This is a genomic window from uncultured Maribacter sp. (assembly GCF_963977385.1).
Lineage (GTDB): Bacteria > Bacteroidota > Bacteroidia > Flavobacteriales > Flavobacteriaceae > Maribacter.
This window is the reverse complement of record NZ_CAXBOU010000001.1, coordinates 104,893-121,396: the sequence shown is the minus strand read 5'-3', so window position 1 is coordinate 121,396 and position 16,504 is coordinate 104,893. Positions and strand designations below refer to the sequence as shown.

Annotated in this window: 13 protein-coding genes; all 13 read left to right on the top strand. The window is 31.1% G+C overall.

What is annotated here, in order from left to right:
- Positions 1–15: 15 nt before the first annotated feature.
- The 13 genes from AAC084_RS00560 to AAC084_RS00500 all read left to right on the top strand — a co-directional run bounded on the left by AAC084_RS00560 (position 16) and on the right by AAC084_RS00500 (position 16,495).
- A complete protein-coding gene (locus AAC084_RS00560) occupies positions 16–1,440 on the top strand; it encodes an oligosaccharide flippase family protein (protein WP_339835480.1) in 1,425 nt (474 codons plus the stop codon).
- Positions 1,440–2,600, top strand: coding sequence for a hypothetical protein (locus AAC084_RS00555; protein ID WP_339835477.1), 1,161 nt, complete (start codon positions 1,440–1,442; stop codon positions 2,598–2,600). Before AAC084_RS00560 ends, AAC084_RS00555 begins: the two co-directional genes overlap by 1 nt.
- Positions 2,601–2,765: 165 nt before the next feature.
- Positions 2,766–3,539 (top strand): hypothetical protein, encoded by a 774-nt coding sequence (locus AAC084_RS00550; protein ID WP_339835474.1) that lies wholly within the window; start codon positions 2,766–2,768, stop codon positions 3,537–3,539.
- Positions 3,540–3,572: 33 nt separating this feature from the next.
- Positions 3,573–6,173, top strand: coding sequence for a T9SS type A sorting domain-containing protein (locus AAC084_RS00545; protein ID WP_339835471.1), 2,601 nt, complete (start codon positions 3,573–3,575; stop codon positions 6,171–6,173).
- Positions 6,170–7,498 (top strand): alkaline phosphatase PhoX, encoded by a 1,329-nt coding sequence (locus tag AAC084_RS00540; protein WP_339835469.1) that lies wholly within the window; start codon positions 6,170–6,172, stop codon positions 7,496–7,498. Before AAC084_RS00545 ends, AAC084_RS00540 begins: the two co-directional genes overlap by 4 nt.
- 518 nt (positions 7,499–8,016) lie before the next feature.
- Positions 8,017–9,177, top strand: coding sequence for a hypothetical protein (locus tag AAC084_RS00535; RefSeq protein ID WP_339835467.1), 1,161 nt, complete (start codon positions 8,017–8,019; stop codon positions 9,175–9,177).
- Positions 9,158–9,988 (top strand): hypothetical protein, encoded by an 831-nt coding sequence (locus AAC084_RS00530; RefSeq protein ID WP_339835464.1) that lies wholly within the window; start codon positions 9,158–9,160, stop codon positions 9,986–9,988. Before AAC084_RS00535 ends, AAC084_RS00530 begins: the two co-directional genes overlap by 20 nt.
- Positions 9,989–9,993: 5 nt before the next feature.
- Positions 9,994–10,698, top strand: coding sequence for an acyltransferase (locus tag AAC084_RS00525; RefSeq protein ID WP_339835462.1), 705 nt, complete (start codon positions 9,994–9,996; stop codon positions 10,696–10,698).
- Positions 10,691–11,779, top strand: a complete 1,089-nt coding sequence (locus AAC084_RS00520; protein ID WP_339835459.1) for a glycosyltransferase family 4 protein — start codon at positions 10,691–10,693, stop codon at positions 11,777–11,779. Before AAC084_RS00525 ends, AAC084_RS00520 begins: the two co-directional genes overlap by 8 nt.
- A 4-nt stretch (positions 11,780–11,783) precedes the next feature.
- Positions 11,784–13,046 carry an O-antigen ligase family protein gene (locus AAC084_RS00515; RefSeq protein ID WP_339835456.1) on the top strand — a complete coding sequence of 421 codons (1,263 nt, stop codon included), beginning with the start codon at positions 11,784–11,786 and terminating at the stop codon, positions 13,044–13,046.
- Positions 13,009–14,106 carry a DUF1972 domain-containing protein gene (locus AAC084_RS00510; RefSeq protein ID WP_339835453.1) on the top strand — a complete coding sequence of 366 codons (1,098 nt, stop codon included), beginning with the start codon at positions 13,009–13,011 and terminating at the stop codon, positions 14,104–14,106. Before AAC084_RS00515 ends, AAC084_RS00510 begins: the two co-directional genes overlap by 38 nt.
- 52 nt (positions 14,107–14,158) lie before the next feature.
- Complete coding sequence (locus AAC084_RS00505) at positions 14,159–15,511, top strand: exopolysaccharide biosynthesis polyprenyl glycosylphosphotransferase (protein WP_339835450.1); 1,353 nt, start codon at positions 14,159–14,161, stop codon at positions 15,509–15,511.
- Positions 15,512–15,517: 6 nt separating this feature from the next.
- Positions 15,518–16,495, top strand: coding sequence for a UDP-glucuronic acid decarboxylase family protein (locus tag AAC084_RS00500; RefSeq protein WP_339835447.1), 978 nt, complete (start codon positions 15,518–15,520; stop codon positions 16,493–16,495).
- Positions 16,496–16,504 lie beyond the last annotated feature (9 nt).

The window sequence follows — 16,504 nt, the reverse complement described above, 5'->3', positions numbered from 1 at the left end:
AAAACAATTACTGGTTTGAGTAGTCTGGTCAGGGGAAGTCTATTAATTGCAGCTGGTACTATCTACAAGATATTATTAAGTATATTAATAGATAAATATTTAGCAGTAAAACTTGGTGTAGAAGATTTTGGAGCATATAAATATGGTATTACCATAGTATTACTTTTAAGTACTTTAAGCTCTTTAGGATTAGGGTCATCCATCGTTCGGTTTATTGCAATACAAAATAATTCAGAAAGGAAGAAAATGCTGATTACAACTTCACTTTTTCTTGTAGGAGTGACTTCTGTTTTAATTTTATTATTGGCACTAAGTCAAGTATCATTTATAAGTATACCTACAATTTTTTTATACGCTACTATATTTTTTAGTTTCAATACCTTATTTAGTTCAATTTATAGCGGTTTGGAAAAGCCAGGATTAAAGGTTTGGATTAATGATATTTTTGGCTTTACTGCCTATGTGATTTTTTTATGGACTTTCTTTAATTTTAGCTCACATAATGAGCATATTGCCATCGTTTACTTATTATATGCAATCTTTGTTTTTATTGTTAATCTATTTTTTTCAAAAAATTTCATTACTAAAATTAATAAAAAATATATATCTAGTTCCGAATTCAAAGAGTTCATTCTTTACTCTACTCCGTTATTTGGTGTTTCTTTATTAATAATGCTATCAACCCATTTGGATAAACTGATTTTAAACTTTTTTGTATCCGAAAGGCAATTAGGTATTTATTATGCCGTGTTTAATATTAGTAATCTAATCCCACTAATATTAATAATATTAGTTTTCATGTATTTACCAAGAATGAGCAAGACATTACAAAATGGCAAACTTAAAAAAGCAACAATTCTTAGTAGTTATTTCTCGAAGTGGACAATGATAATGGCCTCAATCTTCTTTGGAATAATAATTTCCTATTCAGATGAATTATTACGGTTATTATATACTCAAGAATTTACTGAGGGTGCCTTTGTATTAAAAGTTCTTGCATTGGGACAATGGGTAAATGTTTCTTTAGGGTTTACTGGACAAAATTTACTTGCGCTGGGAGATAGTAAAAGTCAATTGTATATTAGAACGTTCTCATTTATTATTGGATCGATATTATTATATGTTGGTTCAATGTACTATGGTAATTTTGGTGCGGCAATTTCTATTTTAATTGCAATGCTCTTTTCAAATGGACTACAGATTATCATATTAAGAATTAAGCACAACTTTATAGGGTATAGAAGACAGAATTTTTATGCACTAACATTAATTTTATTTTCGGGCTTATTATTGTCATACGTCCATAAGCTAAGTATAATACAAAACATGAATTTTATTTTTTCTATATTCATAGATATAATTGTTTTTATCCTTTTATTAATTTTTACTAAAGTTATAGGAAAGAGGGATTTAAAGGCCTTAAAATTAACAGAATACTAATGACAAGTAGAGAAGCACACATATTTATAGTTTGGAGTAAGGGATTACATAAAAGAAATGAGATCCTTGAAGATATTGAGACAAAATTTGAAATTCTGGAATGCATTGATGTTACTTGGACCAAAAATAAATTTTCTGAGAATCTGTCTAGGTTTTACGGAGAGAACCTTCCTAAGAATTCTTCAAAAGAAGAGCATTGTGGCACAGACATATTTCTGTGCATCATTATAAGGGATAATAACCCTAAATATGAGTTGAGGGAAACATCAAAGGGTATCAAAGCTGTTAATTCCAATATGTTTGATGCAAAACAACTGTACAGGCAGTGGACCGGCGGGGGGCATAAAATCCATGGTTCTGATAATATATCAGAAGCGAAAAATAACATGTATTTATTGTTTGGTATTAAATACAATAGTATTATCGATTCCGATAATACAACTAAAGCATGGGCTCATAATAAGGATTTAATAGGAGCTAATGGTTGGGATTCTTTAGAGCAGATATTTGAGGCATTCAATGAACTTTCCAACTATGTTGTGCTTAGGAATTTTGCTAATTTAGACCAGGAATTGAATAACCTCCATCCTGATATAGACCTATTAACAGACAACAAACGTCTACTTGTTGACATTTCAAACGGAAAACGAACTTCTAAGGACAAAAAAAGAGTACAACATTTGGTGCTGGTAAAAAACCAAAAGGTTTTTTTTGATTTTAGATATTTAGGGGACGATTATTATGATAATAAATGGGAGCAACACATACTGAATACTAGGGTAAAATATCAGAATCTTTATATTCCAAATACCATCAATCACTTTTATTCTATTATGTATCACGCTTTTATTCATAAACCAGATTTGATGGAAGATTATGTCTTTAAACTAATCGACTTATCCAAAAACGTTGATTTGATTTACGAAAATAAATCTTTCATCGAATTTGAAGTATTAAATGACCTTAATAGGTTTATGACGACCAACAACTACAAATATGTTGAACCAAGAGACCTCTCTGTGTATTTTAACACCAAAGTAATAGAAAGATTTGGGGACATTTGGCCATCAAAGGAACGGGCTTCAATAGAAAATATTTGGGTTCTTAAAAAATTAATCAAAAAGGCTTTATTGAAAATTGGTATTAAGCTCGGTAAATAGAATCAGCACGTTACGATTTATTTAATTCTTAGTAAGTATTGGAGTAATAATTTTAGAAATATTATTAAGCATCGATATTAATTGAATAAGTGTATTCTTTAAATATCATTGTTAAATAAGAGGTTTTTCTGAACCAAAGAATAAAAAATAATTCAAATCATATTTATGATAAGAAACTACGCAGGTTCAATAAAAAGAACTTTAAAAAACAGAAGTTATTATTCTAAAAAAAGAAAATATGTCCTTTCTTTTTTTAAAGAATTTGGATATAACAGGGTAAAACCATTTAACCTTGATAAATGGCATCATGATCTCGACTTGTTTACTGCTTTTGATAAACTCGGTGATGAAGTTTTTATAAAATTCACAAAACTGGAAAGACTTCTAAAGAATGAAAACCGTGCATACAAAATAATGCAACAAAATACAGTTCTTAAAAACCATATAATCGAACACAAAGAATATATAAAAAGTAAAGGCTTTAGGGCGTTGGTTCTAAAACTATCTAAAGGGATTGTTCTTAACGAAGATTGGATGGTAAATAACATAGAGAAACTGGGTGCTCTCATTAGGATTGTGGATGAGTTCAAGAATTTGTCGTTGGTGCATAGAGATTTAAAATTGGACAATTTCATATATGAAGATGGAAATATTAAAATATTTGATTTCTCCTTTATGATCGACAAAACCGAAAGAAGAAAACCGAAAGAAATTGATTTAAAAAGCCGAGAAAATATACTCAAACTGGTTAATTTGGGCATGTATTATAAACCAGAGCCTTTAAAATGGGACGATTACTATTCTTTGTACATAATTTTTAATAACTTATTAAAGAATAAGTCTTTGATATTATCGTTAGAGCAAAAAGATATATTATCCCGACACGCCGAAGAATGTAAAGGAAAAATAGACACCAATAGCTATACCATTCTTAAATAAGTGTCTAAGCTTAGAAGAAACACTTATTAACATATGAAAAATCACATAGTAATAGTATTAATCGTATTTGTTTTTATTAGTACTATGTTTTCCTATGGCCAATGTGAGCAGGTAGCAGCAATAATAGAACCCGGTTTCGAAATAAATGTTGATCCCCCTTTTTATAATAGTAATGAAGGGGCATGGCTTACAAACGATGGTCACATAATGGATCAGGAAAACCCTTATGAAGGTGACTATTCTTTTTGTTTCAGGAATGGGTCAGTTTCACAAACAATAGATCTCTTACCGTACACAGATTATATACTAAGTTTTTGGATTAAAGTACCTACTACATCCCGGTTTGGAGTGGGAGGAGGAATATACAAATCTTTGTCAAATGGACAACTAGAACGGATAGCTAGTGGAAGATGGACAGAAAGCAATGGTTGGGAACAGGTTTCTATACCTTTTTCCATTGGTTCAGATTATTTGGATTTAATACTTGATTTTTATAACGAAGATGGTTGTATAGATTCTTTTGAAATGTGTAGGGTGGATCCTTCCTATGCAAATTCAAACATTATACGCGTGCCGCAAGACTATAGTTTTATACAAGAAGCTGTGGATGCCGCCAATGACAATGACATCGTACTATTAGCACCAGGCGCATATAATATTACAGAATCTGTATTAGTAGATAAGCCCATAACTTTGACTTCTGAGTTTTTTATTTCTAAAGATGAGGCTGATGTTGATGCCACCATAATTACCAGTCCAACCAATTTAGACCCGCTTGTTCTGTTTACGGCAAGTGCGGCAGGTTCGAAAGTTTTAGGTATAACTTTCAAAGAAGCTCACAAGCAATTGACATTGGAATGTGAATATATGGAAGTAACCTATTGTAAATTTTATGATAACAGCAGTGACGCCCTTAGTATTGAGGGCGGCGGCGGTTATTTTGCCTATAATTATTTCGAGAATAATGGTGACGAAGCTATAGATGCGGATGATAGTTTGGATTGGACCGTTGAATACAACACCATCATTAACCCTAATGACGATGGGTTGGAAATTAGACTTCATAATAATGATAATTCGCCAAGGTTACATGTTATTCGCTACAATTATATATCTGGCGCAGATGAGGATGGTATTCAATTGATTGATATCGACGGTAATTCCGGAAGAGAATTTCAAATACACCATAATGTTATTCGCAATAGCGCCATGGTAGGTTTAGGGTGTACTATTAATGGCAATACGATTGAGAATTTTGAAGGATCTTATATGGTAGAAAAAGCCTTTGTATATAACAATGTATTTGACAACAATGACCATGGAATTACGGGCGCCAACAACATGTTGGTGTTCAATAATATAATATCAAATAGCGCAACCGTGGCACTTAAAAAGTTGGATAATAATTCCAGTACCGATTATAACTCCTTTTTTAATAATGGGAGTGATTTTATAAATGCTTCAACCGGACCTAATAATATTTCCGAGAATCCCCTGTTCAATGCGGATTATTCTTTGCAAGTGGATAGTCCATGTATTGATACTGGAATAAAAACCTATTCTAATAATGGGTTAAGTCAAACAGTAGCCGACAGTGATATAATAGAAGCATTACCAGATAGAGGAGCTATAGAATTTGAGGGCAGCTCAGTTCCTGATAATATTGCCCCAACGGTTTCCGCAGGTGAAAACCAAGTGGTATTAAGTCCAAACAACACCTTATTGTTGTCTGGGGATGTCTCTGATGATGGTTTGCCCCAGAGTGGGATATTAACAAATTTATGGACGTTGGAAGCTAGCCCAGAAGATGAAAATGTGATTTTTGCTGATGACACGAATGCGGTGACTATGGTCACCTTTAACAAACAAGGTGTTTATGAATTAAAACTGACGGCTAGTGATGGTGATGAAACCAGCAGTGATATCATCACCGTGTTTTTTGTAAATGATTACAATGATACCACAGTAGAATTAAGCGAAAGCACTTTTATTGAAGCCGAAGACTATAGGTATTTGATAGGAAGCGCTCAAGTTCTTTATTTTACTGGCGCAAGCGAGGATGAAATAGTAACTGCACCTCTTGGTAGCGGAACCTATGCCTATAGCGAATATCGATTGGTAACCTTCTCTGAAGGGACTTATTATGTTTGGATTAACGCTTCTGGATTGGACGATGGAAGCAATGTTTTAAATGGATCTTTTAATGAACTGGAAAATGAAATTTCTTTTGAGACCACTATAACAAATAGCTTTGGTGATGAAAGCTGGGTTATGATTGCCTTTGAGAATATTCCAGAAGGAGTTTACCCATTGCGTATTTCGGCAACGGAGGAGGGCGTAAGCTGGGATAGATTATTTGTTACCCAAGATGAAAATGAAAGCCCATTTGAAACAAACCCCGAAAACTTAAAGGTCTATCCTGTTCCTAACCAGGGACAATTTATTATAGCTTTAAAGAGCACGGCACCTACCAAAATAGAAGTATTTAACATACCGGGGCAATTAGTTTATACCACAGAAGTAAGCGATACCTTGTTTGCATCTTTGGATTTAGGAGTAGTCGGCAAAGGAGTTTATGTGATAAACATAGAGAACGATGAAGAAAGAATCACCAAGAAAATAATAATCAAATGATAAAGTCTATAAGGAGTATTGTATTTATCGCTATAATTATGTTGGCATCTTGTACAAACAATGATGATAATCCGCCCGAAATTATACCTGAAATAAAATCAATCAATGAGTTTATATCTGTCGAACCACAAATACAGAATACTGATTTTGTATTTCCTTTATCACATACCTTTCAAAAAATCATTGAGACTGGAGATGTACTTACGGCAGGCGGAACTTTACCACCAAGAAATGATTTTACAGGCTATGTTCCAATAGAAGGAAGTAGTATCAATGGTTATTTAAGCATTAATTCTGAAACTACCCCGGGAGGTGTTTCTGTTTTGGATATAAATCTTAATTCAACAACCCAATTATGGGAAGTTACTTATTCGGAGGCAGTAGATTTTTCAAATGTAGGGGGCACTATAAATAATTGTTCAGGTACCGTAACTCCATGGAACACGATTATATCCTGTGAAGAAAGGATACAATTGATTGATGATAACATGGATGGATACAATGATTTTGGTTGGGCTGTAGAGATTGACCCTGTAAATAAAAAGGTGATAGATAAAAGATGGGCTTTGGGTAATTTTGCACATGAAAATGCAGTGATTCATAATAATGAGCGAACCTTATATCAAGGTGCAGATTCAAATCCAGGATATTTATTTAGGTTTGTTGCTCATAATAATAAAGACCTTAGTTCTGGTGACCTATATGTTTATGTCGGGAGTAAAGAGGGGGCAGGTAATTGGGTACGGATAAATAATACTACTATTAAAGAAAGAAATACTACTATTGATCAGAGTGAAGTCGTTGGGGCAACAGTATTTAATGGAATAGAGGATGTTGAGATTGCCCCTGATGGGATGGTGTATTTTGCCGTAAAAGGGGAAGATACTGTTTATAGATTTCTAGATTCCGATCCAATAAATGGGCTCGATGTTAGTATGGAAACTTTTGTAGGGGATATGGAATACACAATAGCCCATGAAGGCGGTGAAACCAGCACACCATGGGGAACGGGGAATGATAATTTAGCATTTGACGGCGATGGAAATCTTTGGGTGCTGCAAGATGGATCTAATAATAATATATGGGTTGTTGAAAAAGGGCATACTCAAGATAATCCAAAAATAAAGCTATTCGGGATAGCACCACTTGGTGCAGAAGCTACAGGAATTACTTTCTCACCAGACTATAATTACCTCTTTATGTCTATTCAAGGAGCCGATGCCACTAATAATAGTTCTGAACAAATTGATGCAGCAGGAAATAGCACTAAATTTGATAATCATATATCATTGGTAATGGCACTGAACGAAAATTTAGGAAACTAAGAATGGTCAGATTATATTTGCTAAAATTGAGAAAAACAATTCGCCTTATCAATGATTGAGTTTAGCAAATGGTATTTATATGTTGATGATTGGTTATGATAATATTTTTCCTTTCAGTCGAATAGTCTATATTCTTTTATTAGGAATCCCATTTTAACATATTTATGATTATATCAACTGTTAGTTGAAACTAATATAAACCCGGTTTTATCATTTTAATATAGTAATTAAAAACTTTTAGAAAGAGCGATTGATATTCTATTACGAAATAAGAAAGATTCAAAATTTACTTAAAGAGTTCTTGGATAGCTATAAAATTAAAGGATTGACAATTTAATTATAACAACAAAATATTGTTTTTAAACGTACTCTTTTTAACTATTGGCCTTGGTGCATATGGGCTATTTTTTTATTCTTTTTTTAGTAAGGATAAGACATTATTCTTTATTTTTTGTGCTACGCTAATCATATTTCACGATTTCATCTTTATTCAATTAAGTTACGTGGTAACCGAGAATGTGGTTTTTATATTAAAGGCGTGGCAAGAATATCTTTTTTTATTTTTAATTCTCATTTTAATAGTTGAAAAAGGATCTTCTAATAAGAAAATGTTTTTCCTTCTACTCTTATTACTCTTTTTATCCTTTTACGGAATTGTAAGCTCAATAATAAATGGGTTTGGGATTCAAGATAGTATACTCGGATGGAGAATGTATCTTCTACCAATTCTTATACCCTGCCTTATATATTTAAACGGTGGTTTTAAGAATATAGATAATCAGATTTTTTATAAGTATCTGAAGGGACTGCTTTTCTTTATTATTATTTACGCTTTGTATCAAAACGCTATCTTTAAACATTATGATGGTCAGGATGTTATTTTTGCAACTGATAATTTTAGACAAAAAGGAGAATACGTTCTTCGAAAATCTCTTTGGTTTTATGAATATTTTGGGTCTGATCATATATTGCCTGGGTGGTTTAATTTGGTTAGGGATGGTAAGATAAGAGCAACAAGTATTTTTGTTAGCCCAATAATATTTGCGCAATTTTTAGGTGTATTAGGGTCTTTCTTTATGGCAAAATTTACCTATTCAAGAAAAAAGTTTTCTACAGCTATTTTAATAGTAATAACTTTATATGGTATTTACTTAACACAAGTGCGAGCAGGATTAATTTTCTACTTAATCACATTTATCATCATTTATTTCGATAAAAAGGTAAAACATGATAATTATTTAATTTTAGGCTTACCACTATTTCTTGTAGTCTTGACCTTTTTTTCATTGATGTTTTTTAAGGTTGGTGATGCATCAACTATTGGCAGACTTGGTCAATATGAAGAACTTTTTAGGTATTTTAAGATTTTTGGATTTGGATTTGGGTCTGGCAAGTCAATTATTGCTTACGATTCTTTGATAATCTCTGTTATATTTGGTTTAGGAATTTTTTCACTGATATATTTTAAGATTCATTTGATTGTCTTGAATGGAATTAGACAACTGAATATACAAGAGAAAAATCAAAAAACATACCTAGGTATTGGATTAATAAGTTGTTTTTCAGCCTATACTTATATTATATTTTTTCATTTTAGCCTAGGATCAGCACCAATTAAGTTTATATATTTTCTAACGTTTTATTATCTATTTCAAGAACATGAAGAAAGAAAAAATTAACTACTTAATTGGTATTGTTATTTATAAAGAAAAATTGACTTCTTCAAGTACTCTAATTTCGATGGTTGCAATTGCTGATTACTTAAATGATGTCAGGGCAAGAATTGTTATTTGGGATAATAGCCCAGAAATACAAAGTGATATAGAGCTAAAAAATCTTAAAAAATTTAATAATATAATTTACAAACATACGCCAGAGAATTTATCATTAGCAAAGGTTTACAATTCTATATATAGCAATAATATAAAATTTGACCTACTTTTTTTATTTGATCAAGATAGTCATATTGATTTAAATTATTTCTCTAAGATAATAGAGGCTAAAGTTAAAAATCCTAATGTAAATCTGTTTTTGCCAATAATTAAGTCCAAAGACCTTATTGTTAGCCCTGCTAATAGGTATTATGTCGTGGGTAGATATTGGAAAAAGGAGAAAACAGGATTGGTTAACGCACATGAAAAATTGGCAATTACGAGCGGAATGGCTATTTCTGAAGAATATTTAGTTGGAAATCATCCTTGTTTTAATGAAGACCTAAATCTTTATGGGATAGATACAGATTTTATGATTCAATATGAAAAGCAGAATAAATATTTTTTTGTAGTTGATTATGTGATGGAACATCATTTATCATTTTTTGAACACGAAAGTATTGAGAAAAAGTACTTAAGGTTCAAGGACCATAAAGAATCCATATTAAAAATCTTTAAAAAAGAATCTAGGCTTCAATATTTTTTAGCCAGAATTATGCTTTTTACTTCGGGAATTAAATTAGTTGTAAAACATAAAGACCTAATTTTTTTAAAATAAAGGATATGATAAGAAATCTGATATCCAAGATGTTTTTTGTAGTAAAGAAAAAGGAATTCAAACTTGACAAGAACATACCAATAAGTTATTTAATAATTTTAATTTTCGAAAAAACAATAATGCTTCTCAGAGGCTATACTTATTTGAATTTATCTGAACGAGGGACATTCTTTTTCGTAGGAAAAAACACTAAAATAAAATGTTCTTCAAAAATTAGGATTGGAAATGGAGTGGTAATAGATAGAAATTGTTACATAGATGCTCTATCCACTAAAGGTATTAATTTAAAGGAGAATACATCCATAGGAATGAATACTACAATAATTTGTTCTGGTACATATAAAAGTATTGGGAAAGGTATAGACGTAGGGTATGGAGTGGGATTGGGGACACACGGTTTTTTTGGATGCGCTGGAGGAATTGATATTGGAAACAATACTATACTCGGAAATTATGTTAGCATGCATTCTGAAAATCATAATTTTTCAGATAGTGAAGTATTGATTAAGGAGCAAGGCGTCAATAGAAAGGGAATTGAGATTGGAGATAATTGTTGGATAGGGTCAAAATCTACTATCCTTGATGGCGTAATAATTGAAGATGGAGTAATAATTGCGGCTGGGGCAGTTGTTAAAGAAGGGATTTATATTAAGAACGGTATATATGGTGGAGTGCCGGCTAAGCTTCTTAAAAATAGGTATAATGATTAAAGTTTTAATGTTAAGTAGATCTACGTTATATACTGCTCCTGGAGGGGATACAATACAGATTGTAGAAACAGCAAATCACTTAATTAAGCTTAATGTAAAAGTTGATATTAAGCTTACCAACGATAAAACGATAGAATATGGTGACTATAATTTGATTCATTTTTTCAATATAATAAGGCCAAATGATATTTTAGGACATATTAGGAAAAGTAATATACCATTTGTGATTTCCACTATTTTTGTTGATTACAGTGAGTATGAGAAGAAACTAAGAAAAGGTGCACTGGGATTTTTGGGCAAATTTTTATCTGCGGATTTTGTTGAGTATTTTAAGGTTATTGCGCGCTATTTAAAAAATGGTGAAAAAATTGGGGATTTCAGTTATTTGATTTTAGGTCATAAAAGAAGTATTCAGAAAATATTAAAAAAAGCATGTTGTTTATTGCCAAATTCTGAAAGCGAATATAAAAGATTGTATGCTATCTATAATGTTAAAAACCAATATATTGTAATACCTAATGCACTAAATATTGAAACATTTAAAAACACATTAACTAGCTCGCAAAAAAGAAATGGCGTTATTTGTGTTGCACGGATTGAAGGGTTAAAAAATCAACTGAATTTAATTAAAGCAATTAATGAAACTAATTATTCTCTAACAATTATAGGAAACCCCTCTCCGAACAGTATTGGTTATTATGAGCAATGTATGAACGAGGCAAGTAAGAATGTAGATTTTATTTCTCACTTAACTCAAGAAGAATTAAATGAATATTATAATAAGGCTAAAGTTCATATTTTGCCAAGTTGGTTTGAAACAACCGGGCTTTCTTCTTTAGAGGCTGGATATCTTGGATGTAATATTGTGGTTACGGACAAAGGGGATGTAAAAGAATATTTTAAAGATTTCGCTACATATTGTGACCCTTTTGATATACAGTCTATAAGGAAAGCAATCATAGTTGCATATGAGAAAGAAAACAGTCCTGATTTAAAGGAATATATCCTCAATAATTATACTTGGGATATTACCGCAAAAAAAACTAAAGAAGCTTATTTGGGTGTTTTAAATAGGAATTAATAGAATGAAAGAGACGTTGACCTTAAAGAACCTTTTATTCTATTCAATTTGCTTAGTGGCTATAACACTTCCTCTAAGCATGAAAATAAATACGCTTTCAATAATTTTATCATTGCTTATTGTTTTAATTGATATAATTAAAGAAAAGAATGCCAGACTGATGATTCCTGGCAAATATGAGCTTTTATTTATAGGGTATTATTTGATGATTTTATTTACTATTATTTATACTGAGAATATAGGAGAAGCATTAAAGAAATTAGAATATAATTCCAGCTTTATTGTTTTGCCCGTTTTTTATTATAGAATAAGACAACTCAAATTAAAGGAGTATGAAATAATTCAAAAGTTGTATGTTGTAAGTTTATTATTAACTTCAATAGCATTAGTTGTTATTGCCAGTTTTAAATATCTGAATGGTGATAATTCCAATGTTTTTTTCTATCATTCCCTTACATCCCCACTCGGATTTCATGCTATTTTTTTTTCTATGTATGTTGTTCTAGGGTTAATACTTGTAGCATTTAATAATGAAAAGACAAGAATTAAAGGCAAGGCTTATATTATAATCTTCTTTTGTTTTATTTTGATTCTTTTATCTTCGAAAAGCATTATTATCTTTACTTTTCTTTATTTTTCAGTATGGCTTTTTTTAAGTAAAGGCATCAAAAGAAAGAAGGTCATATTGTTAATGATAATCTCATGTTTCCTTTTGTTAACATTAGGAAACGGCTTTTTTAAAGATAGATTTATCCAGATTTTCAATATCGAGGCCTTAAATATTTTAAAGGAGGATTCGATGACAGAATTTGACCAAGTAAATGGTCTTACTTTGAGGCTCATGTTTTCAAAATATGCGATTATTGAAACGATTAAAAATCCATTTGATATTTTATTTGGTCAAGGTTTTGGTGATAAACAATTGTTTCTGGATTCTGTTTATGAAAAGCATAATATGGCCATAACTATTGATGGAAAAAAAATAGGCTACTACGGTTACAATCTACATAACCAGTATATCGAAACATTTGTATGTGCAGGATTATTGGGTATTACTTATTTGGTATTTTTGCTTATTGTATTAACTAAGAAATTCAGCTCAAATAAAATGGCCTTTAGTTTCGGCTTATTGATTGTTTGGAGTTTTCTGTTTGAGTCCGTTATTATGGTCAATAAGGGAATTGTTTTTTTTGTTTTTTGGAGCTTAATTTTTATAAATATTGATTTGAATGAAGATAGCGATACTAGGAACACGCGGAATACCTAATAACCACGGAGGATTTGAACAATTTGCGGAATTTTTGTCTGTTTATTTGGTTGAAAAAGGGCATGATGTATACGTATATAATTCACATATACATCCTTATCAAGATAGTACCTGGAATAGTGTAAATATTATACACTGTTTTGATTTAGAGAATAAGATTGGTACTACAGGTCAATTTATTTATGATTTAAATTGTATTTGGGATAGTAGAAATCGTAATTATGATGTTTTACTGCAACTTGGTTATACCAGTAGTTCCATTTGGTATAAACTACTACCAAAAAATAGTGTTATTATTACAAATATGGATGGTTTGGAATGGAAAAGAACTAAATATAATTTAGTTGTAAGAAAATTTTTAAAAATCGCCGAAAGGTTAGCTGTAATTTCTAGTGATTTTTTAATCTCAGATTCTATTGCAATTAAATCCTATATTCAAGAAAAATATGAAAGAGACTCAGAATTTATTGCCTATGGTGCAAATTTGTTTTCTAACCCTACTATTCAAATTCTAAATAAATACAACATAGAGCCTAGTAAATATAATATGTTGATTGCTCGTCTTGAACCAGAAAATAATATTGAAACTATTCTTGATGGTGTTATGACCGGTGATAATAAGTTACCATTTTTAGTTATTGGCAAGCATGAAACGAAATTTGGTGAGTATCTTAAAAATAAGTATGCTGAAGATAAAAGAATCAAGTTTTTAGGAGGTATTTATAATAATGAGCACCTAGATAATCTTAGATATTATTCAAATCTGTATTTTCATGGACATTCAGTAGGTGGAACAAACCCATCGCTTTTAGAAGCGATGGCTTGCGGCAGTTTAATTATTGCGCATGATAATCTTTTTAATAAAAGTATATTGATTAATGATGCATTCTACTTTTTAAATAGTGAGGATGTTAAATGTCATTTATCTAAATCTAAAGATAAATTTCAAGATAAGATACAGAACAATATTAAAAAGATTGAATTAGAATTTAGCTGGCCAATTATTAATGGAAAATATGAAGATTATATGCTTAATTTGTGTAATAACGCGAAGAATTAGAATGAATTTTATAGTTATTTGTTAATTGGATAATAGGGTAAAGATTAAATCAATGTTCTTCAAACAAGGTAGATATTCTGGCTTTTTAACGCCCATTTCTTATGGGTTGGATTTATTGACTATAAATTTGTTTACCACTTTTCTGCCTATTAATTTTCAAAATCTATATTTATTTCATTTTTATATTTCAATAACGTGGATTATCCTTTCATTCAAAAATGAATTTTATGTAATTCACCGGTATTCTAAGGCTGTAGTTCTACTTAGAAAATTATTCACGCAATTCGTTTTCTTTTTTTTAATCCTCTATGCTTATATCGGGTTTTTTAAACAACCGTTAATGAGTAGATTGGCCTTAGGCCAGTATTTTATTTTAGTTTTTATTGGTATAAGTTTTCTGAAGTTGTTAAACTTCTTTCTTCTCAATAAGTACAGAGAGCGAATAAAAGGGAATATTAGAAATGTTGTTGTAATAGGTAAAAGTAAAAAGGCAAACCAACTTATAGAAGTTTTTAATACGAGACGTGAATTTGGGTATCATTTTTCATCACAATTTTCTCCGAGAGATAAAGATTTTGAGCTGTTAAATTGTTTTAGATATATTGTTAATAATAATATCGATGAAATATACTGTTCTGTTTCAGAATTAAAAAACGATGAACTTTCGGCATTTATTAATTTTGCAGATAATAATTTAAAAACACTAAAATTTTTGCCAGATAATAAAAATATTTTTTCTAAAAAACTCAAGTTTGAATACTATGACTATCTGCCAATATTATCTTTACGAGATATACCATTGCATAATTCTCTCAATGCTATTTTAAAACGATTGTTTGATATTGTGTTTTCACTTTTTGTTATTTTCGGCATACTTATTTGGTTTGGTCCGTTATTAGCATTATTAATAGCACTAGAATCAAGGGGTCCAGTGTTTTTTATTCAAAAACGAACGGGATTTGATAACGATGAATTTCAATGTTTTAAATTTCGCTCTATGGCAATGAACGATTCCTCTGATCATCAGCAAGCAGGTAAAAATGATATGAGGGTAACTAAAATTGGTCGATTTATTCGAAAAACTAGTATTGATGAATTGCCACAATTTTATAATGTACTGTTTGGTAATATGTCAGTAGTCGGCCCCCGACCACATATGTTAAAGCATACTGACGAATACGCAAGTCGTGTAGATAAATATATGCTTCGCCATTTTGTTAAACCAGGAATTACAGGTCTAGCACAAATTAGAGGTTATCGGGGTGAGATTGAAAAGGAAAGCGACATTCAGAATAGAATTAAGTTTGATATATTTTATGTTGAAAATTGGTCTTTTTTCTTAGACCTTAAGATAATTGTTCAAACTGTTGTTAATGCTTTTAAAGGTGAGGAAAAGGCTTATTAATTATATATGAAGAAAATTTTAATAACAGGTGCTGCAGGCTTTTTAGGATCACACTTATGTGATCGTTTTATCGCAGAAGGTTTCTATGTAATAGCAATGGATAATTTAATTACGGGTGATTTAAATAACATTTCTCATTTATTTCCTTTAGAAAATTTCGAATTTCACCATCATGATGTAACAAAGTTTGTTCATGTTTCCGGGGAATTGGATTATATTCTTCATTTCGCTTCTCCTGCAAGTCCTATTGATTATTTAAAAATTCCAATCAAAACGTTGAAAGTCGGATCAGTTGGTACACTTAATTTATTGGGATTGGCCAAAGAAAAAAATGCTAGAATTTTGGTTGCTTCTACATCTGAAATTTACGGTGATCCTCTAGTACATCCACAAAACGAAGAGTATAATGGTAACGTAAGTCCTATTGGCCCTCGTGGTGTGTATGATGAAGCTAAACGCTTTATGGAGTCTATTACCATGGCTTATCATAGGCATCATGGCCTTGATACTCGTATTGTGCGTATATTTAATACCTACGGTTCCAGAATGCGTTTAAATGATGGTCGAGTGGTTCCAGCATTTATGGGTCAGGCCTTAAGAGGTGAAGATTTAACAGTGTTTGGCGATGGTTCTCAAAGTAGGTCTTTTTGCTATATTGACGATCAAGTTGAAGGAATATACCGACTATTATTTAGTAATTATACAAACCCTGTAAATATTGGAAATCCTCATGAAACGACTATAAAGGAATTCGCTGAAGAGATTATCGCTCTCACAGGTACAAAACAGAAGGTTATTTATAAACCGTTACCAGAAGATGATCCTATGCAACGCCAGCCAGATATAACTAAAGCTAAGGAAATTTTAGGCTGGGAGCCAAAAGTGGAAAGGTCTGAAGGTTTAAAAATCGTATACGATTATTTTAAATCCTTGTCTTCAGAAGACCTACAGAAAAAAGAACATAGAGATTTTTCTAGTAAGTAATATTATTTA